Annotated in this window: 24 protein-coding genes; 19 read left to right on the forward strand and 5 right to left on the reverse strand. The window is 69.7% G+C overall.

What is annotated here, in order from left to right:
• The first annotated feature begins 65 nt into the window (after positions 1 to 65).
• From AB0I04_RS37715 to AB0I04_RS37750, 8 genes are all read left to right on the forward strand, one after another.
• Complete coding sequence (locus AB0I04_RS37715; RefSeq protein WP_360896000.1) at positions 66 to 647, forward strand: hypothetical protein; 582 nt, start codon at positions 66 to 68, stop codon at positions 645 to 647.
• Between the two features lie 82 nt (positions 648 to 729).
• Positions 730 to 1,977 (forward strand): hypothetical protein, encoded by a 1,248-nt coding sequence (locus AB0I04_RS37720; protein WP_360896003.1) that lies wholly within the window; start codon positions 730 to 732, stop codon positions 1,975 to 1,977.
• 29 nt (positions 1,978 to 2,006) lie between these two features.
• Entirely contained in the window at positions 2,007 to 2,351 is a 345-nt protein-coding gene (locus AB0I04_RS37725; protein ID WP_360896006.1) for a hypothetical protein, read from the forward strand.
• Positions 2,352 to 2,380: 29 nt separating this feature from the next.
• Positions 2,381 to 4,309, forward strand: coding sequence for a helicase HerA-like domain-containing protein (locus AB0I04_RS37730; protein WP_360896009.1), 1,929 nt, complete (start codon positions 2,381 to 2,383; stop codon positions 4,307 to 4,309).
• A 2-nt stretch (positions 4,310 to 4,311) separates the two neighbouring features.
• A complete protein-coding gene (locus tag AB0I04_RS37735; RefSeq protein ID WP_360896012.1) occupies positions 4,312 to 4,938 on the forward strand; it encodes a hypothetical protein in 627 nt (208 codons plus the stop codon).
• A gap of 16 nt (positions 4,939 to 4,954) precedes the next feature.
• Positions 4,955 to 5,641 carry a TIGR00266 family protein gene (locus AB0I04_RS37740; RefSeq protein ID WP_360896015.1) on the forward strand — a complete coding sequence of 229 codons (687 nt, stop codon included), beginning with the start codon at positions 4,955 to 4,957 and terminating at the stop codon, positions 5,639 to 5,641.
• Complete coding sequence (locus AB0I04_RS37745) at positions 5,634 to 6,347, forward strand: NERD domain-containing protein (RefSeq protein WP_360896017.1); 714 nt, start codon at positions 5,634 to 5,636, stop codon at positions 6,345 to 6,347. The genes AB0I04_RS37740 and AB0I04_RS37745 overlap by 8 nt, the downstream gene beginning before the upstream one ends.
• A gap of 346 nt (positions 6,348 to 6,693) precedes the next feature.
• The gene (locus tag AB0I04_RS37750; RefSeq protein WP_360896019.1) at positions 6,694 to 7,935 is read left to right on the forward strand and encodes a hypothetical protein; all 1,242 of its coding nucleotides are present in this window, start codon (positions 6,694 to 6,696) and stop codon (positions 7,933 to 7,935) included.
• A 60-nt stretch (positions 7,936 to 7,995) separates the two neighbouring features.
• On the opposite strand, the gene AB0I04_RS37755 is transcribed toward AB0I04_RS37750, so the two are convergent.
• On the reverse strand, positions 7,996 to 9,105 hold the full coding sequence (locus tag AB0I04_RS37755) for a trypsin-like peptidase domain-containing protein (RefSeq protein ID WP_360896022.1): 1,110 nt from the start codon (positions 9,103 to 9,105) through the stop codon (positions 7,996 to 7,998).
• Positions 9,106 to 9,199: 94 nt separating this feature from the next.
• Positions 9,200 to 10,342 (reverse strand): peptidase, encoded by a 1,143-nt coding sequence (locus tag AB0I04_RS37760; protein WP_360896024.1) that lies wholly within the window; start codon positions 10,340 to 10,342, stop codon positions 9,200 to 9,202.
• 344 nt (positions 10,343 to 10,686) lie between these two features.
• On the opposite strand from AB0I04_RS37760, the gene dxr reads away from it, so the two are divergent.
• The 9 genes from dxr (at position 10,687) to AB0I04_RS37805 (ending at position 22,247) form a co-directional block, all read left to right on the forward strand.
• Entirely contained in the window at positions 10,687 to 11,928 is a 1,242-nt protein-coding gene (gene dxr / locus AB0I04_RS37765; protein ID WP_360896182.1) for a 1-deoxy-D-xylulose-5-phosphate reductoisomerase, read from the forward strand.
• Complete coding sequence (locus AB0I04_RS37770) at positions 11,925 to 13,106, forward strand: site-2 protease family protein (RefSeq protein WP_360896027.1); 1,182 nt, start codon at positions 11,925 to 11,927, stop codon at positions 13,104 to 13,106. Before dxr ends, AB0I04_RS37770 begins: the two co-directional genes overlap by 4 nt.
• A gap of 111 nt (positions 13,107 to 13,217) precedes the next feature.
• The gene (gene ispG, locus AB0I04_RS37775; RefSeq protein ID WP_360896030.1) at positions 13,218 to 14,375 is read left to right on the forward strand and encodes a flavodoxin-dependent (E)-4-hydroxy-3-methylbut-2-enyl-diphosphate synthase; all 1,158 of its coding nucleotides are present in this window, start codon (positions 13,218 to 13,220) and stop codon (positions 14,373 to 14,375) included.
• Positions 14,376 to 14,612: 237 nt separating this feature from the next.
• A complete protein-coding gene (locus tag AB0I04_RS37780) occupies positions 14,613 to 16,259 on the forward strand; it encodes an alpha/beta hydrolase (protein WP_360896033.1) in 1,647 nt (548 codons plus the stop codon).
• A gap of 181 nt (positions 16,260 to 16,440) precedes the next feature.
• Entirely contained in the window at positions 16,441 to 17,994 is a 1,554-nt protein-coding gene (locus AB0I04_RS37785) for an alpha/beta hydrolase (protein ID WP_360896036.1), read from the forward strand.
• Between the two features lie 216 nt (positions 17,995 to 18,210).
• Complete coding sequence (locus AB0I04_RS37790) at positions 18,211 to 19,788, forward strand: alpha/beta hydrolase (RefSeq protein ID WP_360896039.1); 1,578 nt, start codon at positions 18,211 to 18,213, stop codon at positions 19,786 to 19,788.
• Between the two features lie 222 nt (positions 19,789 to 20,010).
• Positions 20,011 to 20,853 (forward strand): GNAT family N-acetyltransferase, encoded by an 843-nt coding sequence (locus AB0I04_RS37795; RefSeq protein ID WP_360896185.1) that lies wholly within the window; start codon positions 20,011 to 20,013, stop codon positions 20,851 to 20,853.
• Between the two features lie 79 nt (positions 20,854 to 20,932).
• Positions 20,933 to 21,829: a hypothetical protein gene (locus AB0I04_RS37800; protein ID WP_360896042.1), complete on the forward strand. Its 897-nt coding sequence runs from the start codon at positions 20,933 to 20,935 to the stop codon at positions 21,827 to 21,829.
• Positions 21,830 to 22,070: 241 nt separating this feature from the next.
• Positions 22,071 to 22,247, forward strand: a complete 177-nt coding sequence (locus AB0I04_RS37805) for a hypothetical protein (RefSeq protein WP_360896045.1) — start codon at positions 22,071 to 22,073, stop codon at positions 22,245 to 22,247.
• A 3-nt stretch (positions 22,248 to 22,250) separates the two neighbouring features.
• On the opposite strand, the gene AB0I04_RS37810 is transcribed toward AB0I04_RS37805, so the two are convergent.
• From AB0I04_RS37810 to AB0I04_RS37820, 3 genes are all read right to left on the reverse strand, one after another.
• Positions 22,251 to 22,802 carry a hypothetical protein gene (locus tag AB0I04_RS37810; RefSeq protein ID WP_360896047.1) on the reverse strand — a complete coding sequence of 184 codons (552 nt, stop codon included), beginning with the start codon at positions 22,800 to 22,802 and terminating at the stop codon, positions 22,251 to 22,253.
• A 187-nt stretch (positions 22,803 to 22,989) separates the two neighbouring features.
• Positions 22,990 to 23,385 (reverse strand): HIT domain-containing protein, encoded by a 396-nt coding sequence (locus AB0I04_RS37815; RefSeq protein ID WP_360896050.1) that lies wholly within the window; start codon positions 23,383 to 23,385, stop codon positions 22,990 to 22,992.
• A gap of 340 nt (positions 23,386 to 23,725) precedes the next feature.
• The gene (locus AB0I04_RS37820; RefSeq protein WP_360896053.1) at positions 23,726 to 24,427 is read right to left on the reverse strand and encodes a FadR/GntR family transcriptional regulator; all 702 of its coding nucleotides are present in this window, start codon (positions 24,425 to 24,427) and stop codon (positions 23,726 to 23,728) included.
• An 89-nt stretch (positions 24,428 to 24,516) separates the two neighbouring features.
• Between AB0I04_RS37820 and AB0I04_RS37825 the strand changes: the two genes are divergently transcribed.
• Positions 24,517 to 25,710: a CaiB/BaiF CoA-transferase family protein gene (locus AB0I04_RS37825; RefSeq protein WP_360896056.1), complete on the forward strand. Its 1,194-nt coding sequence runs from the start codon at positions 24,517 to 24,519 to the stop codon at positions 25,708 to 25,710.
• Positions 25,707 to 26,489, forward strand: coding sequence for an enoyl-CoA hydratase/isomerase family protein (locus AB0I04_RS37830; RefSeq protein WP_360896059.1), 783 nt, complete (start codon positions 25,707 to 25,709; stop codon positions 26,487 to 26,489). The genes AB0I04_RS37825 and AB0I04_RS37830 overlap by 4 nt, the downstream gene beginning before the upstream one ends.
• Positions 26,490 to 26,496: the final 7 nt, after the last annotated feature.

A 26,496-nucleotide genomic window follows, 5' to 3' on the forward strand; every position in this document is an offset into this window, starting at 1 on the left:
GCTGAGTCGTCCTGACCGCGGTCACGGGGCTGGCGGTCCGGCCGCGATCGCGGACGGTCGCAGGTATGAGCGACGAAGCCGAGGAGAATCTGCGTGGGCCGGTGATGCTCGCGGCCACCAACATGCTCAAGCCGCCGCCGGCCGTCATCGGCAGCATCAACAAAGAGATCGCACTGCCCCGCACGATCAAGCTGACCACGCTGCTGTCCGTTGGCATCGGCGCCGTGCTGGGCTTCATCACCGCGTTGTTCATCTTGGGGGTGAGCCTGGACGCGCTGATCTACGGGCCTGCGGTGGGAGGCGTGCTCGGGTGGGGGGCCGTCAACTTCTCCCCATTGCGGGGAGAGTCGCTCGCGAAATGGCTCGGCCTGCAGGCGAACAGCGCCCGTCAACGCAAGCTCGCTGTCGACGGCAGGCCGGTGCGCCTCTATTTGGGCATCGCCCCCCTGCGCCGGACCGCCGCGGGAACCATCCGGATACTGCCGGGAGGTGTCCCGGTCGACGGCGTGAGCTGGGACGAACGCGGTTTCCCCCTGCAGGAGATCCCCCGTATGGCCAGGCTCCCCGCCGCGCCCGGCCGCCAGGGCCGGCGCCTCACCGCCTCCATCGAGTTGTCCAGCCAGCAGGGGCGGAGGAGACGGAAATGACGATGCGGCACATCTGACGTTTGCGCATCCACGTCACGGCCGAACTGTCGTCTGTGCCGGGCGTGAGTATCAGGAGGAGAAGATGCCAGCGGAGTCACCCACCCGTTTCGTGATGGTCCCCGCTAGGCGCTCGAACGAGCCGACGGCGCGCAGGCGGGCCAGGAGGATCCTGGGTGTCCTCTTCCTGGCCGCGAGCCTCAGCGTCGTCGCGGTGTTCTTCTCGCTGGCCAAGGGGCGTACCAAGCCGGACCTGTCGACGGTCGATCCCAAGGGACGCGACCTGGCGTACACGGCCGCGGTGAACTTCCTGTCAGGCGCCTACCAGGCCGTGCCTCGCGCGAAGACCCTCAAGCCGGATGACCTCGCGAAGGCGGCCCCCGGCCTTCTCTCCGGCCAGCCGAGCGCTCCCCTCCAATATCAGTCGCTGAGCTGGGTGGGGTTCACGCCGGAGCACTTCGGCGCGGCCAAGTTCGGTTTCACCGATTTCGAGGTGCACCACTTCCTGGTCGTCCTGCCGAACTCCCCGTCCTCGACGACCACGCCGGCACCGGCGCCGACGGGAACGACCGGGCCGCAGCCCAAGAAGACCTCGCCTGCCCGGCGGGTCGGTTCCACGGCGGGGCAGCAGCCCAGGACGCCAGTGGCGACGGCCGCCGGTTCCGGGCCGAACGGCTCGACCGCGCCTTCCGGGGCACCGAGCGCCGGCTCCTCGGCCGCCCCGAACGACAGCCCGTCGCCATCGCCCACGACCACCGGTGACGGCGTGCAGGCACCGGCCTCCAACATCCTGAAACTGGACGTCCCGCTGGTCATCACGCCGCAAGGCCCGAGGCTCTCGGCGGCGCCGGCGTTCTCCGTATGGACGGATGGCGCCGGCGTACCGGTCGGAGCGGGTGACTACACCAACTACACCAGCCTGACCACGGAGGTGAGCGATGCGGTGAAGAAACAGGTCGCCGCCTGGGCCAAGGCGTACGTCACCGGCGACGCCACCGCACTCCTCGCACTCACCGGCGACCAGAACAGCCATCACCGCTACGTCGGCCTGAGCGGATTCACGCTGCCCGCCTCAGGCGAGGCCGTACAGATCACGTCGGCGATCAAGGCCGCCAAGGGACAGTTGGTGGTCCGTGCGAGGGTCCTGCTTGCCAGATCGCCATCCGGCGGGACGGTCTCCGGTACGAACGGCACCACCCAGCAGTTCGTCACGTTCGCGGACTTCGACCTCCTGGTGGGGGCACCGGCCGGCGCGCAGCCTCCGATCCTCGCCTGGGGGCCGGCCGGGTCCGCGGCGGACCTGGAGCCGTACTCCAACGCTCTGCATTCCTGACCGGGAACTTACAACCCAGAGGAAACACTATGAAGATCAGCGAGCTGCACCGCGTTCTCGCCACCACCATCCCCAGCGGCGGTGGCGGCACCAGCGACGGCGGCTCCGGCGCCACCAACTTCCTGCAATCCACGATCGGCACCGCCGTCATCGGACTCTGCGGCGCCGGCGCGGTCATCATCATGGTCGTCGTCACCTTCAAGATGGTCAAGAGCGCCACCAACGGCCGGCCGGGCGAGGGCGTCAAGGTCTTCTTCTGGGGCCTCGTAATCAGCGGCATGCTGTTCAGGCTTGACATCACCGTCTCCGCCGTCGGCTTCATGGGTGGCCTGATCCAGAAGGTCTTCGACAGCGCCGGCAGTGTCACGGGCTGACGGCGGTCTCCGAGCGGAAGGAGGTATGCGTGGCCCACGATATGGACATGGACCGGGGGATGAGGCGGCCCGGGGAGCCTGAAGACAGCACCGGTTATCTCTTCGCGGCCATCGGTCTCGTCGGCCTCGCCGTCGCGATCCTGGCGCTGGTCCCGGCCGTGTGCGCTTCAGTGATCTTCTTCCTGCTGCGTCGCTTGCTCGCCCGCCGCGATTGGATCATCATGGCGGCCGGCGGTCTGGTCGGATTCGCCTGGTACCTCAAGGCCAATGCCCTCAGCTACGGATACTGGCTGCTCAGCTTCATCAACGTCGGAAAGGCGAGCCCCGCGCAGGTGCCGGTCACCGTGCTGCTCTGCCTGGCGGTCGTGCTGGCGGGCAGCGCGGGCGTCGTCTTCGGCTCGCCCATCGGCCGGGTCGGCAGTGGCGCGCAGACCTCGACTCTGGGTTTCCTGTTGCGCCGTTTGAAGCTGGTGGAGGACTTGCTCAACGGCACTTGGCTGCGCCAGAAGAAGCTGGTTGAGGAGTCGCTTACGCCTAGGAAGAGCCGACGGGAGTCGCTGAAGCGGAACGTGTCCGGCACGGTGACCCTGCGGGACATCCCCGCGGTCCGAGGCCCGTACGCGACGGAGAAGTCCCGCAGGATGCCGATCAAGGCAAAATCCATCCCGATCGGGCTGGGCGCCAAGGGCCGGCCGGTCTGGCTGAGCACCCACGAGATGGGCATGCACGGGTGCGTGGTCGGTTCCACCGGCAGCGGCAAGACCGTCACTCTGATGTGGATCATCGGAGCGGCGCTCGACATAGGCTTCGACGTCACCGTCATCGACATGAAGGAGGACACGGAGCCGGGCGGCTTGCGCGACTTCCTGCGTGCCTACTCCGGGGTACACGACGTGCCGCTCCAGGAGATCGCGCTGGGCGACGAAGATCCGAAGTACTGGTTCAACGTGCTCGCCGACATGAGCGCGGATGAGGTCTTCGACACGATCATGTCGCTGGTCGAGTTCGACGACGCGTACTGGCGGGCACTGAACCGGAAGGTTCTTCAGCAGGTCGTGCAGCTCTGCCACCAGGCCGCCGACGTGGCGCCGGACCGCTTCCAGCCGCCGACGATGCTCGAGCTCGGCAAGATCATGGAACGCGGCACCACCATGAAGAACGCCGTCAAGGAGCGAGTCGTCGCCATCGACGCCGCGGAGGGCATCGGCTACTGCAAGGACCGCTACACCAACGTGCTCTCACCAAGCGGCGACGAGGCCAAGTCGGCGGCCAGCTTCGGCACGAAGCTGACCGGCCTGTACGACTCCGGCGCGGGGCGGCGCATCCTCATCCCCGGCGGCGACCGCAGGATGATCGACGTCCGGCTCGAGGGTCTCACCTACATCGGGCTGAACTCGCTCGGACAGCCGGACATGGCCAAGATTCTCTCCTCGTCCTCGCTGCAACGCCTGTCGGTCTACGCGGCCCAGCGCATCCAGGGCCGCGCGCCCAAGGACCGGCCGCGGCTGATCGTGGTCGACGAGGCGAACTTCATCGCCCGGGACATCGCGATGAACATGCTGTCGCGAGTCCGGTCCGCGCTGTTCAATATGATCCTCTGCACTCAGGGCCCGACGGACTGGATCGACAAAGACGGTGATGACTGGTCCCGGCTGACCCAGAACATCAACTGGCTGATCGCCATGGCCCAATCGTCCCCGGAGTCTGCGGAAAAGTGCGCTGAGTTCCTCGGCATGCGGGACAACAACGAGACGTCCGAGCGCGTCGACAAGACGCCAGGGCCCGCCGAGTTGAGATCCGTCATGCGCGAGGAGTTCATCGTCTCCGCGAAAGAACTGCGCGATCTGGGCACCGGTGAGGGCTATCTCCGCGTCAACAAACCGGACAGCAGAGTCGCGTACGTGGCCATGCCCATGCGGTCCCAGGAACTCCAGTGGTACGAGCGGCAGCGGATATGACGGTGCGATCGCGGGCGGTCGCGACGGAAACCGCGATCATCGTGCTCCTCGGGCTGGGCCTGGCCGGGGTGTCCCTGGGGCTGTTCCGCCTTGAGTATGGCGGCAGCCTTCATCTCAGGCCCGCGGACCTGCCGGCCGTCGCGGCGGCCGGGATCGCCGCGGCCGCGGCCATCCGCGCCACCGTGCGGCTGCACCGCCGCTGGAAGAAGACGGTGGGCAGGTTCACCGCCACCGCCGTACTCTGTGCCATCGCCGCGATCGTGGGCATGCTCGTCGTCATGATCCCCAACGCCTGCCCCGGCGAGCTCGGCACCAGCCGATGCAGCGTCCGGCAGGCGGCCACGTGGGGAGAGGCGGCGGGCCTCGCGACCTTGGTGAACTTCATGATCGCCGGGCTCGTCCTGGCCGTCGTGCGCGGTACCCGCGATCTGGCGCGTGACGGCACTTCGCAGAGCCTCGTCTGGATCAAGGCGTTGTGGCGCCGTCTCGACCGGCGGTCATCGAAGCGGGCACGCCGTTCGAGAGCCTCGGGCGGCGGCCCTCGAGACCCGCGGCAACCGAAGGGCCGGCCGACCCCCCGCCGTGCCGACGCCGAACGGATGCGCCGCGAGCGAGCGCGCGGCGCCTGATCGAGCCGGGAGAACCTTGCACATCGACACCTCATGTGGACTGGCCTATGCCGCCGCCGTCTGCCGGCTCGCAGCCGGCGAATCGGTCTTCGCCGAACGATCCTCCATGGCCGCGCTCTCCGGGAACGTATCGGTGACCGCGACGCTCGGCGGCGGTGGCCTGGCCAGGGGCCTGACCCGCAAGCTGCTCGCCGAGCAGACCCTGGTCGTCGCCAAGTACACCGCCGGCCGTCGCGGCGGAGGCTGGGTACGGGCGGTGCCCCCGTTCCCGGGTGACGTCGCCGTGCTCGACGTCGGTCAGACCGGCCCGCTGAGGGCGCACACCGGTTCGGTCCTCGCCTACGCCACGACGGTGGACGTCACGACCCGATCGTCCGGGACCACACCGCTTCTGATGCATGAGGGACTGACCGCCGTCGGCCTCGCGGGTACCGGCCAGGTCGCCCTCGCCACGTGCGGAGGCATCGAGCACATCGAAGTCCCCCGAGGGGAACAGTTGATCGTCGACTCTGGACACCTGGTGGCTTGGTCGGCGGGGATGAAGATGAAGAGCGGGCCGCTCGGCGGACCGCTCAAGGCCGTGCTCACCGGTGAGCTGTGGGTCGGTGAGTTCCACGGCCCCGGTCACGTACTGATCCAGACCCGGGCGGCGGCCGACCTGCGCGGCTGGCTGCTCCCCGAGCGAGCGAACGCCAATGTATGAGGTCGGACGGGCCGGCGGCTTCGTCTCCCGGCAGATGTGGCGGCGACGGGGAGAAGGCACTCTGTACGGGGCCGCCGCGGTAGCACTGGCGCTCGTCGCGGTCGGCGCGCTCGTCGGGGTCGCGTACACCGGCGTGGCCCCGCTGCGGGCGCTGGCCGCCGTCGTGGCGGCGGCCGCGGCCGGCGGCTGCTGGTACACCTGGACCCGTTCCCGGCGGGTCCTGCGGCAGGCGGGCAAGGCCGCGATCGGCGCGCGCTCCGAGCGGGACGTACGCGCGGTGATCCGGCGTACCGGCTCGATCGCGGCAGCGTACGGCATCATGCTCGGTGCCCGGGGAGGCGATTGTGACGCGGTGGTCTTCACCGCGGGCCGCGGTGCCGCGGCCGTCGAGGTGAAGACCGGGCACGGTGAGGTGGCCGTCGACGGCGACACCATGCGGGTCGGACGTCGTGTGCTGCCCAAGAACCCTACCGGGCAGGCCGCGTTTCAGGCTCGTCGGCTGTCCGACGCGCTAGGCCGCAAGCCCGTGCTGGCGGTCGTCTGCGTGCCGGGGATGACGAACCGGCCCTTCGCGACGGCGAAAGGGGTATGGGTCTGCTCCGCCGACGACCTGAAGACGGTGCTGGACCGTGCGCCCCGCATCTTCGACTCGCCCGCCGAGGCGCAGGAGACGATGAAACGTCTCTGGCACAAGAACAACAGCTGACGGGCCCGAACTCGTACCACCGGCCGGCGTGTGCCCTGGCGTATCCCCACGCCCGGAGGCTGGTCAGGAACCTTAGCTCGCCTGCGGCAGCAGCTCCTTTGAGGTTCCCGAATAGCGCAGGTTGTGCCCCGAATACCGTGATCCGCAGGTCAGCGGGCGACCTGCCGTCCGGACCGGGCCCCTGGCAGGTCCGTCGAATCTCATTCTTCCAAGAACGTTGACTCGCGATTATAATCGCAACACAAAAGAAAAAAGAGCACTCTCGGCTCTTTGTCATCAGTAACCACACAGGTGACAAGGAGCCGGCCGTCGCCTGAGCTCCTTGCACCGTGACGCGGAGGAAGTCATGTCACGTAACAAGGCCGCTGCTCAGCGCGGCACCAACAGCCGGCGAGGACTCGTCGGCCTCATCGCCCCGCTTTCGCTGCTGTTCGCAGCGATCGCGAGGATCCAACACAAGCTCAGCGTCCGGCGGGACCTTCTCGTCGGCCTGATCACCGTCCTGGTGTCCCTGGTGTGCTCGGGGACCGCAGGGGCCAAGCTCAGCGCGATGGGGGGGATCTTCCCCATGGGGCTGGCGATGCTCTTTTCCGGAGCCCTGATCTTCACCGTGGTCGCCCCGGCGGGCATGCTGCGGAAAAAGGACGCCGCCTTCTGGTGGCTCGGGGCCGGGATCGGTGTCGCGAGTGCCGCGACGAACGGGGCGTTCGCGATTGCGAGCTCGATGATCCATGTGGGGACGGTCGTCCCGATCATGGGACTCGGGACCTTGGCCGTGATGATCCTGAAGGCGAGGGGGAAGGGCTGGCGGATCCCGACCGTCCTGACCCTGGGCGGGTTCGTCATCTTCTCGTTCGCGTCCGGTCAGGGGCACAGCGGGCTGATCGGTATCGCTGTCGCCGTCCTGGGAGCGATCGCACTGGGAACGTTCACGTTCCTCTTCCAGAAGGCTGCGAACAGGAAGGGGGGCGCGGCGGAGGGCATGGCGATTGCAGCGATCAGCCATCTGGTCGGCGGAGGGCTCCTCTTGGGGGGTGCCTACGGCGCGTCTCTCGCCACGGGGCAGGGCCTCGGCGGGGGATGGACCCAGTGGAGGCTGCTGCTTCAGGTCGCCCTCCTCGGCTTCACGTGGATGACCCTGCCCACGCTGCTCAACAACGTCGCGGCGAAGCGGCTGCCCGGCGCCGTCTACGCGGCGCTCCAGCCGCTCGGATCGCCGATCAGCCTCTTGGTCCAGATCGCGGTCCTGCACCAGGCCACGTCGGCCTGGCCGATCGTCGCAAACTTGTTGATCTCCGGGGGTGGAGTGTCGGCGGTCTTCCTTCTGGGGTCGTCGGCCGAAGGACAGAACCCCGCGGCCGAGGCGGCGCCGTCCGTGGCGCAGTCCACGGCGACCGTGCTCGGCCCCGAAGAGAGGGCCAAGGTCAAGCCGCAGCTCGAAGAAGGGGTCATGGCTCGCTACGGCGTACGTCTCACGGACGCGGTGCGGGCCGTGCGTGCCCAAACGAAGCGCCGGCACGGTGCAGAGCAGCCGGCCGCGGCCGGGGAAGGCACCGAGGCGGGCACCGACAACAACACGCGCTCCTGAAGGGAGGCGCCTAATAGGCGGCGGGGAGGCCACACCTCCCCGCCGTTCAACTTTCCGAGTTCACGCGTGCTGGGCCTGTTCGTACACCCGACGGACGGCCGCGTCGAAATACGGGCCGTACATCGTCGCCGGATCATCGGAGTACTTGAAGCTGTTCACCGAGGTGACCACGCCCCTGCCGGTCACGAGGTCGAAACCGGCCAGCCACGGACCGCCACTCGCCCCCTCGGACATGTCGCAGCGCAGGCCCTGGTCCTGCGTGAGCCGATGGCGGTCGGGATAGGTCCGGCCGCTGCAGTAGGCCAGCCGCTCACCGTCATAGTGGCCCCCGGTGGGGTAGCCGAAGCCGTAGACGACGGCGCCCCGCGGCTGGTCGAACGCGACGGTCTGGGCGCCGACCACGTCGGTGACGTGGCGGCCGCCGGCCGCGGCCAGCGCCACGATCGCGACGTCGCTGTTCTCGTCGTGCCGTCCGGACCAGGCGGCCGGAACGAACAGGTGCCTGGCGGTGAACGCGCCGTACGGTCGGCGGCCCTGGTCGTATCCGGGGACGTAGAGCCAGTTGCGGGCCCAGGCTCCCGCCGCGTCCTGCACGCAGTGGCCGGCCGTGACGACGAGGTCGCGGTTGGCGCCGGCGATGGTGCCCGCCGAGCACACGTAGTCGCCGCCGTTGATGGTGAAGAACACCTTGCCGGTCGTGACCCGCACCGCGCCGGATGAGATCCAGGGCGAGCCGGGAGCACCGTGGACGGTGTGCCCGCCCGCGGCGTCGATGGCCTGCCGGTCGGTCGTGGCGGCGCCCTGCCGGCCCGGGGTGTCGGTGGTACGCCGGTCCCGGGTGCCGGTTGCGTACGGGACCGGCGTATCGGTTGCGTGCGCGCGCGGCACCGCCGGAGCGACGGCCCGTCGGCCCGCGGGGCCAAGGGGGGAGCCGACGGGAGAGCCGACGTCGGCCGTGGCCAGCGGGTTCACCGGCGGCGGGCCCGCCGGCGGTCGGTGCCTTGGCCGCTCGGGAGGGGTCACGGCGCGCAGCATCCGCCGCACGGTCCAGTACCGCAGGATCGCCGACCGCTTGGCCGCGATCACGTGGTCGGTCACCCCCGCCACGCCCGGCGCGGGGCCGGGCGCCCCGGTGCCGAGCGTGCCGAGGAGGGCTCCGATGGTGGACACGGCGCAGACGATGCGGGCGGACGTGGGCATGGATCGAAAGTTTGCAGGACCATGCGTGGTCGCATCGTGACTGGGCGTAAAGCGATGCCCTCGATCAGATGTTCTGTGCTTTGTCATAGAGGGCTTGGATGGCGGTGCCGAAGTACGGCCCGAACATGACGTTCGGCATCGCGTCGTACTTGAAGGAGTTGACGGAGTTCTGCATGCCGACGCCGGTCTTCTCGTCGAAGCCCAGAAACCAGGGACCGCCGCTGGAACCGGAGGTCATGTCGCACGTCAGCCCGAGGTCGTGGGTCTTGCCCGGGTCGTCCTTGGGTGTTCCGCCGCAGTAGGTCAGCTTGGATCCGTCGTACGGGGCCCCGGCGGGGTAGCCGAAGGCGTGCATCGGCCGGTGGCGGTTCTGATTGAACGCGATGCCCTGGCTGCCGACCACGCTGGTCAGCCTGCGGCCGTTCAGCGGGGCGACGGTGGCGACGCCGACGTCGTAGTCGAGGTCCTCACGGGCCTCCCACTGGGCCGTGGTGAGCGTCCGCATGGCGGTCCACTTCCCGTAGGGTGCCTGACCGTTGTGGTAGCCGGGCACGAACACCCAGTCGGTGTGCCAGGCGCCGTCGAGCCGCACGCAGTGCCCCGCAGTGATGACCGTGCTCTGGTTCGCGCTGGTGACCGCGTTGCCCGAGCACGACGCGGGATGCCCCTGGTAGGTGAAGAACACCCGGCCGGTGGTCTGGGCCACCTTGCCGCCGGAGACCCAGGCGGCCCCGGTGGACGGCTTCGTCGCCGGCGTCTCGGACGGGCGTCCGGCGGGGACGGGCCGCCAGGTCATCGGGATGGCGGCGAGGTCGTCCAACGGGTCCGCGCGGCGCATGCGGTCGGGCGTCCACCAGCGCTCGAGCCGATCGCGGGTGATTTGGGACGCCGCCATCGGGTGGACGGCCGGAGGCACGTCCTGGTCACCGAGGGCGGGAGCCCCGGAACGCACGGGGAGGGACGGCGCGCCGGGGAGGCCGGGGACCGCCGTCCGGCCGCGGTGACCGAAGGACGCGCCGGGATGGCCGCGGCGCGGAGCCCTGAGCCCGGCGCGTACGGGATGGGAGCCGGTACGGCCGGCGCCAGAGGAGGCCGCCGCGCGGAGGGCGGGGCGTGCCGGATCGGCCTGTGCCGCGTGGGCCGGGGGGACCGACAGGAGCGCGCCGACCGCCGCCGACGCGGCCGCGACGCGAGGGGAGTTCTTCATGACCCTTGTGCCCTTCTGCGGTCGCCACGGGGAAACGGCCGCGATCGAGAGACTTGGCCGGAACCCTAGCGCGAAGCGTGTTCACCTGACTACGGAGAGAAATTGTCATATGAACGGCGTGCTCCGATTCGCGGCGTTATCGCGATCGGCCACCGGGGCGCATCGGCGGCCGACCGCCGTCGGCCGTTGGGCGGCGGTGGGCCTTTGGCGGATCCTGGGTATAGGTGCGCGGCGGGCGTCGGTCGTTCGGTGGAGGTGGGTGGGCGGCGGCGTTGGCGGGCGGCGGGGGTGTCGGGTGGTGGTCGGCCGGGGGTGGTTCGGGGCAGGGGACAATGGGGGGCGTGATGCCTGACGACAGCCCGTCCGCAGCCGCCCGCAGAGATGTCGTGATCCTCGGTTCGACCGGGTCGATCGGCACCCAGGCCATCGACGTGATCCGGCGCAACCCCGACCGCTTCCGGGTGACCGGGCTGGCCGCTGGGGGAGGCCGGGTCGACCTGCTCGCCCGTCAGGTCCTCGACCTGCGGCCCGACGTGGTCGCCGTCGCGAAGGGGTCGGTGGCCGAGGACCTCCAGCTCGCGCTCTACGCCGAGGCCCAGAAACGGGGCTACTCCTCAGGGGACTATCGCCTGCCCAGGCTCCTCGCCGGGCCGGGGACGATCGCCGAGGTCGCCGCCTGGCCGTGCGACATCGTGCTCAACGCCGTGGACGGCGCGGCCGGTCTGAGCTCCACGCTGGCCGCCCTCGACGCCGGGCGTACGCTCGCCCTGGCGAACAAGGAGTCGCTCATCATCGGCGGTCCGCTGGTCAAGCGCCGGGCCAAGCCGGGTCAGATCGTGCCGGTCGACTCCGAGCACTCCGCGCTGGCCCAGTGCCTGCGCGGAGGGACCCGCGGCGAGTTGCGCCGGCTGGTCGTCACCGCCAGCGGTGGGCCGTTCCGGGGGCGGACCCGCGCCGACCTGGCCGACGTCACGCCCGAGCAGGCCCTCGCCCATCCCACGTGGGCGATGGGGCCGCTGGTCACGGTCAACTCCGCGACGCTCGTCAACAAGGGTCTGGAGGTCATCGAGGCCCACCTGCTGTTCGATGTGCCGTTCGACCGGATCGAGGTGGTCGTGCACCCGCAGTCGATCGTTCACTCGATGGTGGAGTTCACGGACGGGTCGACGATCGCGCAGGCGAGCCCGCCGGACATGCGCCTGGCGATCGCCCTCGGCCTCGGCTGGCCCGACCGGGTGCCCGACGCCGCGCCCGCCCTCGACTGGTCGCGGGCGTCCACGTGGGAGTTCTTCCCGCTGGACGACGAGGCGTTCCCCGCCGTGCGGCTGGCCCGGGAGGTCGGTGAGGCCGGGGGAACGGCGCCCGCGGTCTACAACGGCGCGAACGAGGAGTGCGTCGCCGCATTTCTCGCCGGAAGGCTGGCGTTCCCGGCGATTGTGGATACGGTCGCGCGGGTAGTGTCCGAGCACACGAACGGTCCGGGCCCCCTGATCAGGGACGATCCGGGCGGCGGGCTCACCGTGGACGACGTGCTCGCCGCCGATCGGTGGGCGCGGACCCGGGCACGGGAGCTGACGTCTGGTTGACCTATCTGCTCGGGGCGCTGGCCTTCATCCTCGCGCTGCTCGTCTCGGTGGTGCTGCACGAGGCGGGGCATCTCGTGACGGCCAAGCGCTTCGGCATGAAGGCGACGCAGTTCTTCGTGGGTTTCGGCCCGACGCTGTGGTCGCGTCGCCGGGGCGAGACGGAGTACGGGGTCAAGGGCATCCCGCTCGGCGGCTTCGTGAGGATCGTCGGCTACACCCCGCTGGAGGAGGTCGCGCCCGCCGACGAGCCGCGGGCGTTCTACCGCCAGCCGGCGCTGCGGCGGGCGATCGTCATCGTGGCGGGCGTTGTGATCAACATCGTCCTCGCGTTCCTGCTGCTGTTCGTCCTCGCGGTGGCGGTGGGCGTCCCGGACGGCAGGAACGCCACCACGCTCGTACGCAGGGTCTCGCCGTGTGTCCCGGCGAGCGGTGGCGTCTGCACGACCCGAGATCCGATCTCGCCGGCCTCGGCGGCGGGTCTGCGAGCGCGGGACCGCGTCGTCTCGTTCGCCGGGACGCCCGTGCGCGAGTGGAACGGCCTGGCCGCCCTGATCCAGCGGACCCCGCCGGGCACCGCCGTGCCGGTCCTGGTCGAACGGCAGGGATCCCGGAGGACCGTGTGGGTCCGGATCGGGCGGTCGGACGGGCACGGCTATCTCGGGGTGGAACCGGCTCCGCGCATCCGCACCCTGGGGCCGGTGGCGTCGCTGCGCTTCGCGGGCCGGTTCACCGGCCAGATGGCGGCCTCCATCGGCGGCATCGTCGTGGACATCCCGAAGGCGATCCCGAAGCTGTTCTCCCGAGAGCGGGCCAACACTCCGGGCGGCCAGGCGGGCAGCGTCGTGGGCGGAGCCCAGGTCTCGGGCCAGGTGTTCTCCTCCAGCGACAGCTGGCGCACGAAGATCGGCATGTTCCTGCTGCTGGTCTCGTCGCTCAACCTGTTCGTCGGGCTGCTCAACCTCATCCCGCTGCTCCCGCTGGACGGCGGCCACCTGGCGGTCGTCTGCTACGAACGGATCAAGGCGTGGATCTTCCGCCTGCGCGCCCGGCCCGATCCGGGCCCGGTCGACCTGACCAAGCTCATGCCCGTGACGTACGCCTTCGTCGTCCTCCTGGTGGGCCTGGGTGTTCTGTTGATCCTTGCCGACCTAATAAATCCCCTCAAACTTCCCCAGTAGGCCCTGGCGTGTGCAGCATCCCCGCCAGTTGCCTAGGCTTGGTCTTACTGCCGAGCACCCACTGGAAGGAGGGCGCGGCGTACGGGGCATAGGCTCCGCGCCGCGTTGCCGATGAGCGTCGATCTTGGAATTCCGCAGGCCAAGCCCAGGCCGCTCGCTCCGCGCCGTAAGTCGCGCCAGATCATGGTCGGGTCGGTGCCGGTCGGCGGTGACGCTCCGGTGTCGGTCCAGTCGATGACCACGACCCTGACCGCCGACGTCAACGCGACCCTGCAGCAGATCGCCGAGCTGACCGCATCCGGCTGTCAGATCGTACGGGTGGCGGTGCCGTCCCAGGACGACGCCGACGCGCTGCCCGCGATCGCCCGCAAGTCGCAGATCCCGGTAATCGCCGACATCCACTTCCAGCCGAAGTACGTCTTCGCCGCGATCGAAGCGGGCTGTGCGGCGGTGCGGGTCAACCCGGGCAACATCAAGAAGTTCGACGACAAGGTCGGCGAGATCGCCCGGGCCGCCAAGGACGCGGGCGTGCCGATCCGCATCGGCGTGAACGCCGGGTCCCTGGACAAGCGCCTGCTGGAGAAGTACGGCAAGGCGACGGCCGAGGCGCTCGTGGAGTCGGCGCTGTGGGAGTGCTCGCTGTTCGAGGAGCACGACTTCCGGGACATCAAGATCTCGGTCAAGCACAACGACCCCGTCGTGATGATCAACGCGTACCGCCAGCTCGCAGCCCGGTGCGACTACCCGCTGCACCTCGGCGTGACCGAGGCGGGCCCGGCGTTCCAGGGCACGATCAAGTCGGCGGTGGCGTTCGGCGCGCTGCTGGCCGAGGGCATCGGCGACACCATCCGGGTCTCGCTGTCGGCGCCCCCGGTCGAGGAGGTCAAGGTCGGCATCCAGATCCTGGAGTCGCTGAACCTCCGCGAGCGCGGCCTGGAGATCGTCTCCTGCCCCTCCTGCGGGCGCGCGCAGGTTGACGTCTACACCCTGGCCGACGAGGTCACGGCCGCGCTGAAGGACTTCCCGGTGCCGCTCCGGGTCGCCGTCATGGGCTGCGTGGTGAACGGCCCGGGCGAGGCCCGCGAGGCCGATCTCGGCGTTGCCTCCGGCAACGGCAAGGGCCAGATCTTCGTGAAGGGCCAGGTCATCAAGACGGTGCCCGAGTCGCAGATCGTCGAGACCCTCATCGAGGAGGCCGTCCGCATCGCCGAGGAGATGGGCATCGACGTCACCGGCGAGGGCCCGGGCGCCGACGTCTCCGTCTCCTGAGGCCTTTTACAGACGCCTTTTACGGCCCTTCCGGAACTGCTCCGGGAGGGCCGTCACCTTTTCCGATTCACTGATGAATCACCTCGTCCGCCGCCAAAGCGGACGTTTCGGCATTTGTCACGATTCGGCATCCTTGATTCCTTACCCTTGATCACCCCACCCGTCACACGCGCACAATGCCCCGGCATCCACCGAATTGCGGGGCTCAGTGGGGAGTCCGCGCAGAGGAGGGGACAAGTGAAGAAGCTCGTAGTGGTCACGGCCGCGACCGGCCTGGCCCTCATCGGAGTGGGGCCGGTGGGAGCCGCCGGGAGACAGGCGACGCCCACGCCGACCCCGGCGGGAGAGTCCGCGCCGGCCGTGGCCGCCGGAGTCGCGTGGACTCCGTGCCCGGCCAACGACCCGATCGAGGGCAAGAATCTGCAGGGCCTGGAGTGCGGCACGCTGAAGGTCCCGCTCGACTACGCCCACCCGCACGGCCGGCAGATCACGCTCGCACTGACGCGCGCCAAGGCGACCGATACCCAGCACTACCAGGGCATCGTGCTGCTCAACCGGGGCGGGCCGGGCGGCCACGGCCGTGACCTGCCCACCCGCTTCGCCAAGGGCACGTACGGCCTGCCGACGTCCGTCGGCGCGACGTACGACTGGATCGGCTTCGACCCGCGCGCCGTCGGTGCGAGCTCGATCGACGGCAGCGGCAAGGGCATCATCTGCGACCCGTCCTTCCAGGCGCCCGGCAAGGCCCGCCCCGACTACACGCCGGCCTCCAAGAAGGAGGAGCTGGCCTGGCGGGCGAAGGCGAAGGCGTACGCGCAGGACTGCGGCCGCCGCTACGGCTCGGCGCTGAAGTACATGACCTCCGCCAACTGGGCGCGCGACATGGACGCGATCCGCGCCGCGCTCGGCCAGCACAAGATCAGCTACTACGGCTACTCCTACGGGACGTACCTCGGGTCGGTCTACGCGTCGCTGTTCCCGACCCACGTGCGCCGCATGGTCCTGGACAGCGTCGTACGGCCCAGCGGGGTCTGGTACGACGACAACCTCGACCAGGACGTCGCCTTCCAGAAGCGCTTCAAGACCTTCCTGACCTGGATCGCCAAGTACGACTCGGTGTACCACCTCGGCGCGACGCACGACGCCGTGAAGGCGAACTACTACAAGGTCCGCGCGACGCTCGCCAAGACCCCGGTCAACGGGCAGCTCGGCCCGGACGAGTTCGACGACACGTTCCAGGCTGACGCCTACCGCGACTACACCTGGACGGACCACGCGCAGGCGCTGTCGGACTACTTCGTCAAGCACGACGCGCAGCCGCTGCTCGACGCGTGGGGTGGCTTCCCCACCAACGACTTCCTCACCCAGAACAACTACGCCGTCTACGACGCCGTGCAGTGCGTGGACCGGCAGTGGCCCACCGACTGGAAGAAGTGGGACCGCGACAACTGGCGGCTCTACAAGCAGGGCAACAAGTTCCTGACCTGGGGCAACGCCTGGTACAACGCGCCGTGCGCGTACTGGCCGGTGCCCGGCGGCACCCCGGTGACCATCAAGGGCAAGAAGGGCCTGCCGCCGATCCTCATCGTCCAGGCCACGAACGACGCGGCCACCCCGTACGCCGGTGGCGTCGAGGTGCACAAGCGCTTCCCGAACTCCCGCCTGCTGGTCGAGAACGGCGGGATCAACCACGGCGTGGCGCTGACCCCGAACGGTGACACCTGCGCGAACAACCTCGTCTCCGCCTACCTGGGCTGGGGCGCGCTGCCGCCGAACAAGCCCGGTGCGGACGCGCGGTGCGACGCCCCGCCGCTGCCCGTACCGGGCAGCGCCTCCGCGAAGGCGACTTCCGCGAACGCCGACGCGGCGGCGATCGCGAAGTAGGGCGCACTGAGTAGAGTCTCGAGAGCCTCCGGTCCTGCCGACCGGGGGCTCTCGTAATTCGCGGCGGCGCTCTGACCTGGCCGGTCATGGCCGCGCCCCTCCCGGCCGCGTTCCGGAATCACCACCATCGTGCGTCACGCACGGCGGGGAGCTCCTGCGCTCCCCGTGTGAAAGGGGTTACGTGAACACGCTCGCCATCACGTCGGCCACCGTCGGAGCCGGGTTGGTCGCGCTGAGCCTCGCGCCGCTCACGGCGCAGGCGCGTCCCGCCCAGCCCGCCGCGGGCCTGACCTGGTCGCCGTGCGCCGAGGAGAGCCTCAGCGGACTCGAGTGCGCCACGCTGAAGATGCCGCTCGACCATGCCGTTCCCCGCGGTCCGCAGATCACCCTCGCCCTGTCCCGGGCCAGGCATACCGGGACGACCGGTTACCAGGGCGCACTGCTGGTCAACCCGGGCGGACCCGGCGGCGCGGGCCGCGACTTCGCGCTGCGCGTCGCGAGCCGGCTGCCGGCGAACCTCAAGGCCGCGTACGACGTCGTCGGTTTCGACCCGCGCGGCGTCGGCGCCAGCAGTCCCGCGCTCAGCTGCGACACGGGCTACTTCAAGCCCGTACGGCCCGACTACGTGCCGCGCACGGGGCCGATCGAGACGACCTGGCTGCGGAAGTCGGCGGCCTACGCGGCGGCCTGCGGGCAGAAGTACCGGTCGGTGCTGCCGCACATGCGGACGATCGACACCGTCGAGGACATGGACGCCATCCGCGTCGCGCTGGGCGAGAGAAGACTCAACTACTTCGGGGCGTCGTACGGGACGTACCTCGGCGCGGTGTACGCCACGCTGTACCCGACCCGGGTCCGGCGCATGGTGCTGGACAGCAACGTCCGGCCCAGCGGCGTCTGGTACGACGACAACCTCGACCAGGATCGGACGTTCGAACGGAACATCGACGCGCTCTTCGGCTGGATCGCCAAGTACGACGCGATCTACCACCTCGGCACCACCCAGCGGGCGGTCCGTGACTTCTACTACGCGACTCAGGAGAAGCTCGCGGCCGCTCCGGCAGGGGGAATCGTGGGCGCCGACGAACTCGACGACGCCTTCCTGGTCGCCGGGTACATCGATCTCGGGTCGTACTGGCCGCTCCTGGCGAGCGCCCTGGCCCGTTACAAGGCCGGTGACACGGCGCCGCTGGTCAACGCCTACACGACGTTCGGCGCGACGACGGACGACAACGGCTACGCCGTCTACAACGCCGTGCAGTGCACCGACGTCGCGTGGCCCCGGGACTGGGCCCGGTGGCGGCAGGACAATCGGAGGCTGTACGCCCAGGGGTACCGGTTCGAGACGTGGTCCAACGCCTGGTACAACGCGCCGTGCGCCTTCTGGCCGGCCAGGGCGGGCCGGCCGATCGACATCGGCGGCGTCTCGGCCCTGCCTCCCGTCCTGCTCTTCCAGGCGACCGACGACGCCGCGACTCCGTACGCGGGCGGGCTGGAGATGAACCGGCGGCTCAAGGGATCCCGGCTGGTGATCGAGGACGGCGGCCGGACGCACGGCGTCGTGGAACGCGGCAACGCCTGCGTCGACGACAAGTTCGCCGCCTACCTCGCGACCGGAGCCCTTCCGGCGAACCAGTCGCACTGCGCGCGCCTGCCGGAACCCGTGCCGCCGTCCACCGTGGCGGCGCGCGGGCTGACCACGGAGTGGTTCCCGCCGGTGCTGCGCCGACCATGAGGCGCTGACGCCGGCGTTCCCGGCGATTCCGATCGATGTCCCCGGTGGCCGTTCCGGTCGCCGGGGACGGTGCTTTTCGGCGGCCGCAACGGGCGAGCCGTCACGATCCAACAACAGTTGCTTGAGTCTCTTCCGTCCCTTTTCTCCCTAGCGCCACAATTCTTCGCATTCCTACCAGTGCGGGCCCGTTCGCGAGCCCGTGCGCAAGGGGGTCATGTGAAGAGACTCATGGTCATCACCGCTGCGGCGGGCGTCGGACTCTCCGGCGCGGCGGTGGCCGTACCGGCGCAGGCGGAGACGGGGCAGGCGGCCGCCAAGATCGCCTGGTCGAAGTGCCCGGCCGACCAGCCCTCCCTCGCCAAGGCCGAGTGCGGGCAGCTGACGGTGCCGCTGGACTACCGGCACCCGAAGGGCAAGAAGATCTCGATCGCGGTGTCGCGGCTCAAGCACACCGACACCAAGCACTACAAGGGCGCCCTGATCGCCAACCCCGGCGGTCCCGGCGGCAGCGGCCTGTACCTCGCCGGCTCGATGGCGAGCTGGTTCACCGGGGTGGGCCACAAGGAGATCCCGGCGCAGTACGACATCATCGGGTTCGACCCGCGCGGCGTCGGATCCAGCAAGCCGGCGCTGACCTGCGACCCGCACTACTCCGACCCGATCCGCGCGGACTACGTCCCCCACTCGGCGAAGGCGGAGGCGGCCTGGAAGGCCAGGTCCAAGGCGTACGCCAAGGACTGCGCCAAGAAGTACGGCTGGCTGCTGCCGCACCTGCGCACCACCGACGCGGCCCGCGACATCGACGCCATCCGCGCCGCCCTGGGCCAGAAGACGATCAGCTACTACGGCTTCTCGTACGGCACCTACCTCGGCGCGACGTACGGCACGCTCTTCCCCAAGCGCGTGAAGCACATGGTGCTCGACGGCAACGTCGACGTCCGTGAGGTCTGGTACGACGCGCAGCTGTCGCAGGACAAGGCGTTCGAGCGGAACATCAAGTTCGTCTTCGGCTGGATCGCCAAGTACGACTCGCGCTACCACCTCGGCACGACCGAGGCCGCAGTGGAGAAGAAGTACTACAGCGTCCGCGCCGCCGCCTTCGCCAAGCCGATCGGAGGCAAGCTCGGCGGCGACGAACTCGACGACACCTTCCTCAACGCCGGCTACAGCACCGGCTGGTACCAGCCGGTCGCCGACGCGTTCTCGGCGTTCGCCACCAAGAACGACGCCTCCGGGCTCGTCGGGCTCTACACGAACTACATCAAGACCGCCGACGACAACGGCTTCGCCGTCTACAACGCCGTCCAGGCCGCGGACGCGAAGTGGCCCCGTAACTGGAGCAAGTGGCACAACGACGCCGCGAAGCTCTACAAGCAGGGCTACCACTTCAACACGTGGAGCAACGTCTGGTTCAACGCGCCGATCGCGTACTGGCCGTTCCAGGGCGGCCCGGCGCTGAAGATCAAGGCCAAGGGAATGGCGACCGCGCTCCTCGTGCAGTCCACGCTCGACGCGGCGACGCCGTACCCGGGCGGTGTGGAGATGCACAAGCTGCTGCCCTCTCGCCTGGTCGCCGAGCAGGGCGGCAAGACCCACGCCAACACGCTCAACGGCAACGCGTGCCTCGACGACAAGGTCGCGGCCTACCTGAGCACCGGCACGCTGCCCAAGAACAAGCCGGGCAGCGGACCGGACGCGACCTGCAAGGCGCTTCCGGACCCGGTCCCGACGGACAACGCGGCCCGGTCGATCGCCCCGAAGGCGCCCGCCCGGCCGCTCATCGGCCGTCCGTAAGTCCCGTAGGGGGATCCCGTTGATCGGGATCTGGTCGTGAGGACCCCCGGCTCCGGCCGGGGGTCCTTCGCGTTCTGTTGGGAACGGCGGCGTGCCGGACCTGGTTGCCGATCTTGGCGGGAGCCTCCCGTACCCTTACAGGGTGAGCGGAGCTAACGTGTCGTCACGGCGATCCGCGTCACCGAAGACCGGATCCACAGCCCGGGAGACAACGTGAGTCCGATGCTGCGCACGTCCCCGGTGCGCCTCCTGGACGACCGCCACCGTGACGCAGTGCTGGAGATCCTGGACGCCGATCCGGTCTCCAACGTGTTCGTCGGATCCCGCGTGTACGCCGCCGGCGTCGACCCGGGACGGCTCGGCGCCGAGGTCTGGGGATTCCACCGCGGCGGCCGCCTGACGTCCCTCTGCTACTCCGGCGCCAACCTCGTCCCGGTCGCGGCCGACCGGGAGGCCGCCCGCCACTTCGCCGAGCGCGCCCGCTCCCAAGGGCGCCGCTGCTCCTCCATCGTCGGCCCGGTGCCCGCGGTCACCGAGATGTGGAACGCCCTGCGCCCGTCCTGGGGCTCACCCCGCGCCGTCCGCGCCGCGCAGCCGGTGATGTCGACGATGGCGCCGCCGCCCGTCGAGTCCGACCCGGCCGTGCGCCGCGTCACCATGAACGACTTCGACATCCTGTACCCGGCCTGCGTCGCGATGTTCACCGAGGAGGTCGGGGTCTCCCCGCAGTCGGGCGACGGGGGCGTGCTGTACCGCGCACGCGTGGCCGAGCTCATCCGCGCCCGCCGCGCCTTCGCGCGCATCGAGGACGGCCGCGTCGTGTTCAAGGCCGAGATCGGCGCCGTCACCCCGTTCGCCTGCCAGGTGCAGGGCGTGTGGGTCCACCCGGAGTTGCGCGGACGCCGATACGCCGTGCACGGCATGGCCACGGTCGTCGCCGAGGCGCTGCGCTCGATCGCCCCCGCGGTGACGCTGTACGTCAACGACTTCAACACTCCGGCCCGCGCCACCTACCGTCGCGTCGGCTTCCGCGACGTCGACACCTTCATGTCCGTAATGTTCTGACCCCTGCCCGGGGGCCGGTTCGAATCGAAGTTCGAAAAAGCGTGTCACTTATAGCGATCGTGCTGTAGCGTTCCGTGACGTGCCGTCCCCCCAACATGACGCGATCAACGGTATGTTCCGCGAGCACCCGGAGTTCGCCGTGGAGGTCCTTCGCGACCTGAAGGGCATCGAGGTGCCCGAGACTGCTCCGGTACAAGTCGAGTCGAACGACTTCAACAACCGGCCGTCGCAGGATTTCCGGCCGGACACGGTGATCACCGTGGGTCCCTTCCAGGAGGCACAGCACGGGATCATCGTGGAAGTCCAGCAGAAGAAGACCGCATCAAAACGACGACAGCTGCCCCGGTACGCCGCGCAGTTGTGGCTGCTGCTCCGTCGGCCCGTGACCGTGCTCTGCGTATGCCCGGAAGCGGACGCGGCGGCGTACTACGCCGAGCCGATCGCTACCGAACTTCCCGGTTACGTCTTCCGGGCCGTGGTGCTCGGCCCGAATGACGTGCCGATCATCACTGACCCGGCCGAGGCTGCGGCTCATCCCGAACTGGCCGCGATGGGGGTGATGATGCACGGCCGGCAGGAGCCGGTGCTGAAGGCGTTCGTCGACGCGCTCGAACTGGTTGAGCCCGGTTACGGTCCGCAATACCTTGAGTACGCTTACAATATGGCCGCCGAGGCGGTCCGACGCATCCTGGAGGAGCTCGTGTCTTCTACGTCCTGGCCCGTCTACACCCCCTTCGCAAAGCAACACTTCGGCCGCGGCAAAGCAGAAGGCCGCAAGGAAGGCCGAGAAGAAGGCCTGGTGGAAGGCCGCACGGAAGGCGAGGCCAGGGCTCTTCTCATGGTCTTGAGCGGCCGGGGCGTGGAGGTGCCAGAGAGTGCCCGCGAGCGCATCAGCGCGTGCACTGATGTGCAGGCGATCGAGGCTTGGCTCAAGCGGGCCGCAGTCGTAAAGACCGTCGACGAACTTTTCGGCTGAGCCCCATTTTCAGTGACGAGTAGCGCTCGTCGCTGCCGATCACCGCTGTTGACAGACGACCGGTGTTCTCGGCATTCCCTGCTGCAGCTATGAGGCTGCTTGCTATATGGCCGCCTCGGCGGTCCGACGCATCATGGAGGAAATCGTGCCTGGCAAGTGGCCCGTCTACAGCCCTTTTGCGCGTGCACATTTCGGGCACGGCAAGGCGACAGGGTGGGCAGAGGGATGGACGGAGGGCGCGATGGACGGCCTTCGGAAGGGGTGGGCCCGCGCCCTTTTCGCGGTTTTGGCCGCTAGAGAGATCGACTTGCCGGAAGACGCCCGTGAGCGCATCGAGGCCTGCGCGGAGTTGGGCTATCTCGCATTCTGGATGGACCGAGCCGCGCGGGCGGAGTCCCTTGAGGACGTGTTCGACTGATCGTCACCTCACGCGGTTGTTGCGGCGATCGATTCGGCGGCGTCGGCCCGCCCCGGTGAGCCAGCGGCGGGCTTGGCGGGCGGTGTGTAGGCGGATCACGGTGACGGTGGGGTGGCGGGTGGTGCGTTCGGTGGTCTCTCGCTGGCGGCGGTCGTACTGTGTCCAGGCCCAGCGGATGGGGTGGTCGGCGTCGAGCCAGTCGCGGAAGCTCTCCCTGTTGCCGTTCCACAGTGGCCGTCGGGTGATGGAGCGGGCGATGGAGCGCCGGATGACCCGCCACATCACCGTACGGCGGGGCAGGTCCAGCCAGATGACCGTGTCGGCGCGGTCCCACAGCAGGTCGCCGAGTGCCCGGTGGTACTGGTCCTCGGTGACCCAGCGATCCCGCGCGCTGAACTCTTTCACGTCGGACTCGAACTCCGGGCGCCTGACCCAGCCGGGGCCGTGGTGTAGCGCGTCCAGTTCATAGCGCGGCAGGCCGTACTGTTCGGACAGCCTCCGTGCGAGCGTCGTCTTCCCGGCTCCGGAGATGCCCGCGATGAGAACCTTGTCCACCTGTCTGCCTGACTTTCGCGCCTTGGATGAAGACGCACGCTAACAACTCGCGCCCCGCGTGCACGAACTGACGGTGTCGGAAGGATTTCTGGCAAGGAGCGGACCCCGGGGCTTGTTGCCCCGGGGTCAGCGGTTGTGCGTCGGCGACTTCAGCGGTCGACGACCGCGTCGTTCATGTTGGGGTGGTTCAGCCCGACACGCGCTGCGCGGCAGCGTGCTGGGGGGTCCAGGGCAGCGGCAGGCCGTCGCCGTGCTCCCTGGGCACCACGTGCAGGTGCAGGTGGAACACCGTCTGGGTTGCCGCAGCACCCCGGCTGGTGATGACGTTCGCGGACGGCAGTTCTTTGGCGAGTTCGGCAGCAGCGGCCATCGCGATGGCCGACACCTCCGGTTTGGTTCCGACGTCGGCGACGTGCTCGCGTGGGATCACCAGCACGTGCCCCGGCGTGACCGGGTTCCGCGGCCGAAACGCGATCGCGTCGCGCCACTCGCGGACGATCTCGGCGGGCGCCTCGCCCTCGGCGGGCGCCTCGCCAGCAACGATGGAACAGAACACGCACGTCGGACTCTGGGTTGTCTTCATCTTTCGTCTCAGTCCTTTGCCTCTGGATTTCGTCCTCCGCCAGGCGGTGGACAGCCGTGGCCTTGATGACGAGGCCGCAAAAGACTGTCCGGGTGGGACGCCGCCGCGGCAAGCGCCGGACCGATTCGTGCTTGTGGTGGGGGCGGTGCGTCGGTGATGGTGGGCATGCCGAGGGCCGCCAGTTGAGGGCGGCCGCCGGCGGGGGCGCGGTTGAGACTCGCGAGCTTCATCAAAGCGGAATCGCGACGACGTTCTTGATCGACCGAACCAGCTCCTCGGCGTCGAGCCGGATTCGACATTTAACTGGAAGGGCGCAGTATGTCGGCCCGCCCCGGGCCGGTCAGTGCTCGGGGGTCCAGTTCAGGAGTTTGACGTCGCCGACGCTCTGGACGTGGTGGTGCATGGCGGTGGCCGCGGCGGTGGGGTCGCCGGTGCGGATGGCGTCGGCGACCTTCTCGTGTTGGCGCAGTGAGTTGGCCGGGCGGCCGGGCTGGCGCAGGGACTCGCGCCGGCTCTCGGCGATCTCCCGGGACAGATGGGTCATGAAGTCGGCGAGCAGTGGGCTGCGCGCCGCGGCGATGACCGCGCCGTGGAACCGCTCGTCCTCGTCGACGCCGAGCTCGCCGCGTTCGATGGCGGCCCGCATCGCGGCCAGGGCGGCGTCGATGGCGGCGAGGTCCGCGGCCGTGCGGCGCTCGGCGGCGAGGGACGCCAGCTTGGTCTCGGCGGCGTCGCGCGCCTCGAGGATCTCCGGAAGCCGCCGCTTGCGGGCGAGGAGATTCTCCATCGGCTCGGGCTCGAGGTGGTCTCGCAGCAGGTAGTTGCCACCGCCGTGCCGGACCTCGATGAGTCCCTGGACCTCGAGGGCGACGATCGCCTGGCGCACGGAGGTGCGGCTGACCTGCAGACGGTCGGCGAGCTCACGTTCGGGGGGAATCCGGTCCCCGGCTCGCAGGCCCTGGTCGGCGACGTACTCACGGAGCCGGGCCGCGACCTGTTCGTACAGGCGGGGCCGGGCCAGGGGACGGAGAGATTCGGACACTTCGCCCCTCTTGACGCCTCTGGGGATGGTTGACGACACTCTACCTCATTGGTATTGAGGTCCACTGGTCCAACCAATTTGGAGACGCGATGTTCAACGCCGCGCTCGCGGGCGTGCGGGTGCTCGACCTGTCCCGGATCCTGTCCGGCCCTTTCGCCAGCATGATCCTGGCCGACCTCGGCGCGGACGTGATCAAGGTCGAGGACACCCGGAAAGGCGATGACACCCGCCAGTGGGGGCCGCCGTTCCAGGGGGACGACGCGGCGTACTTCCTGTCCGTCAACCGCAACAAGCGCTCCATCAGCGTGGATCTGAAGACGGAGAAGGGCCGTGACGTCGTCCAGCGGCTCGCCGACCGCGCCGACGTGCTCCTGGAGAACTTCCGGCCGGGCACCGCCGCCCGCCTCGGCCTCGGCTACGAGGAACTGTCGGCCCGCAACCCCGGCCTGGTGTACGCGTCGATCAGTGGATACGGCCACACCGGCCCGTACGCCGAACGGGCCGGGTACGACGCCGTCGCGCAGGCGATGAGCGGGATCATGAGCGTGACCGGTGAGCCCGACGGCCCGCCCGTGCGGATGGGGACGTCGGGTGCGGATCTCGGGGCCGGGATGTGGGCGGTCATCGGCGTCCTCGCCGCCCTCAACGCGCGGCGGCAGACCGGCCGTGGCCAGCACGTCGACATCTCGCTGCTCGACGGACAGGTCGCCTGGCTGACGTACGTCGCGGGCGGCTACTTCGCCACCGGGGAGACGCCGCGCCGGTACGGCTCCGCCCATCCGTCGATCGTCCCCTACCAGGCGCTGCCCACCGCCGACGGCCACCTCATGGTCGCCGTGGGCAACGACGGGCAGTGGCGGCGGTTCACGGCCGCCGTCGGCCTCGGCCACCTCGCCGACGACCCGCGCTTCGCCACCAACCCGGACCGGGTACAGAACCGGGAGGAGCTGCTGACCCTCCTCGAGGAGGCACTGACCGCCCGGACCAGCGCCGAGTGGGCGGAGATCCTCACCGAGGCGGGCGTTCCGGCCGGGCCGATCAACACCGTGCCCGAGGCGCTCTCCCATCCGCAGGTGCTGGCCCGGGAGATGGTCGTCGAGGCCGAGCACCCAGGAGCGGGACGGCTGCGCATGCTGGGCTCGCCGATCAAGCTGTCGGCGCAGCCGCCGGCCGTCCGGTCCGCACCGCCCGGCCTCGGCGAGCACACCGACGAGGTCCTCGCCGAGCTCGGCCTGACCGCGGAGGAGATCGCCGCGATGAGGGAGGAGGGAGCCATCCGATGAAGGTCAGACTGCACCGTGACGTCGAGGTGGCCGAGGTGGCCGTCGGCGACGGGCGTCGCGGCAACGCGCTGTCCAGCAGGGACTGGCGGGAGCTCGAACGGACGTTCCGCGACCTCGCCCGCGACGACGATCTGCGGGCGGTGGTCGTCCGCGGCCGGGGCGGCATGTTCAGCTCGGGCTCGGACATGCGGGAATGGGTCGAGGCGGACGTCACCGGCGTCGCCGACAGCTTCGCCGCGATGGAGGCCGCCTTCACGGCGATCGAGGACCTGCCGGTGCCGGTCATCGCGCAGGTCGAGGGCGTCGCCGCCGGGGCGGGATGCCAGCTCGCCCTCGCCTGTGACCTGCAGGTCATGGCGGAGAGCGCACGGATCGGGATGCCGATCGCGCGGCTCGGCATCCTCGTCAGCCCCGCCTTCGCCGCGCGGCTGGCCGTGCTCGCCGGGCCGGGCGTCGCGCGGGAACTGCTGTACACCGGCCGTCTCGTCCCCGCGCCCGAGGCGGTGCGCCTCGGGCTCGCCACCCGCTGCGTGCCGGACGAGGAACTGGCCACGGCCACCCGCAGGCTCGTACTGAACATCACCCGCCATCCCAGCGCGGCCGTCCGGGCCGCCAAGCACGCGGTCGGAGCCGTGCTCACGCCGGCGTGGGCCGCGGCGAAGGCGCAGGCCGGGGGGCCTCCCGTCGCCTTCGACGACTTCCAACGGGGGATCTCGACCTTTCTCACCCGCGAACCACGGCCGACAACCCGCGTGGAAGAGGAAGAGGTGCCTTCTTGACGACGGA

The sequence above is a fragment of the Actinoallomurus sp. NPDC050550 genome, from assembly GCF_040655075.1.
Lineage (GTDB): Bacteria > Actinomycetota > Actinomycetes > Streptosporangiales > Streptosporangiaceae > Actinoallomurus.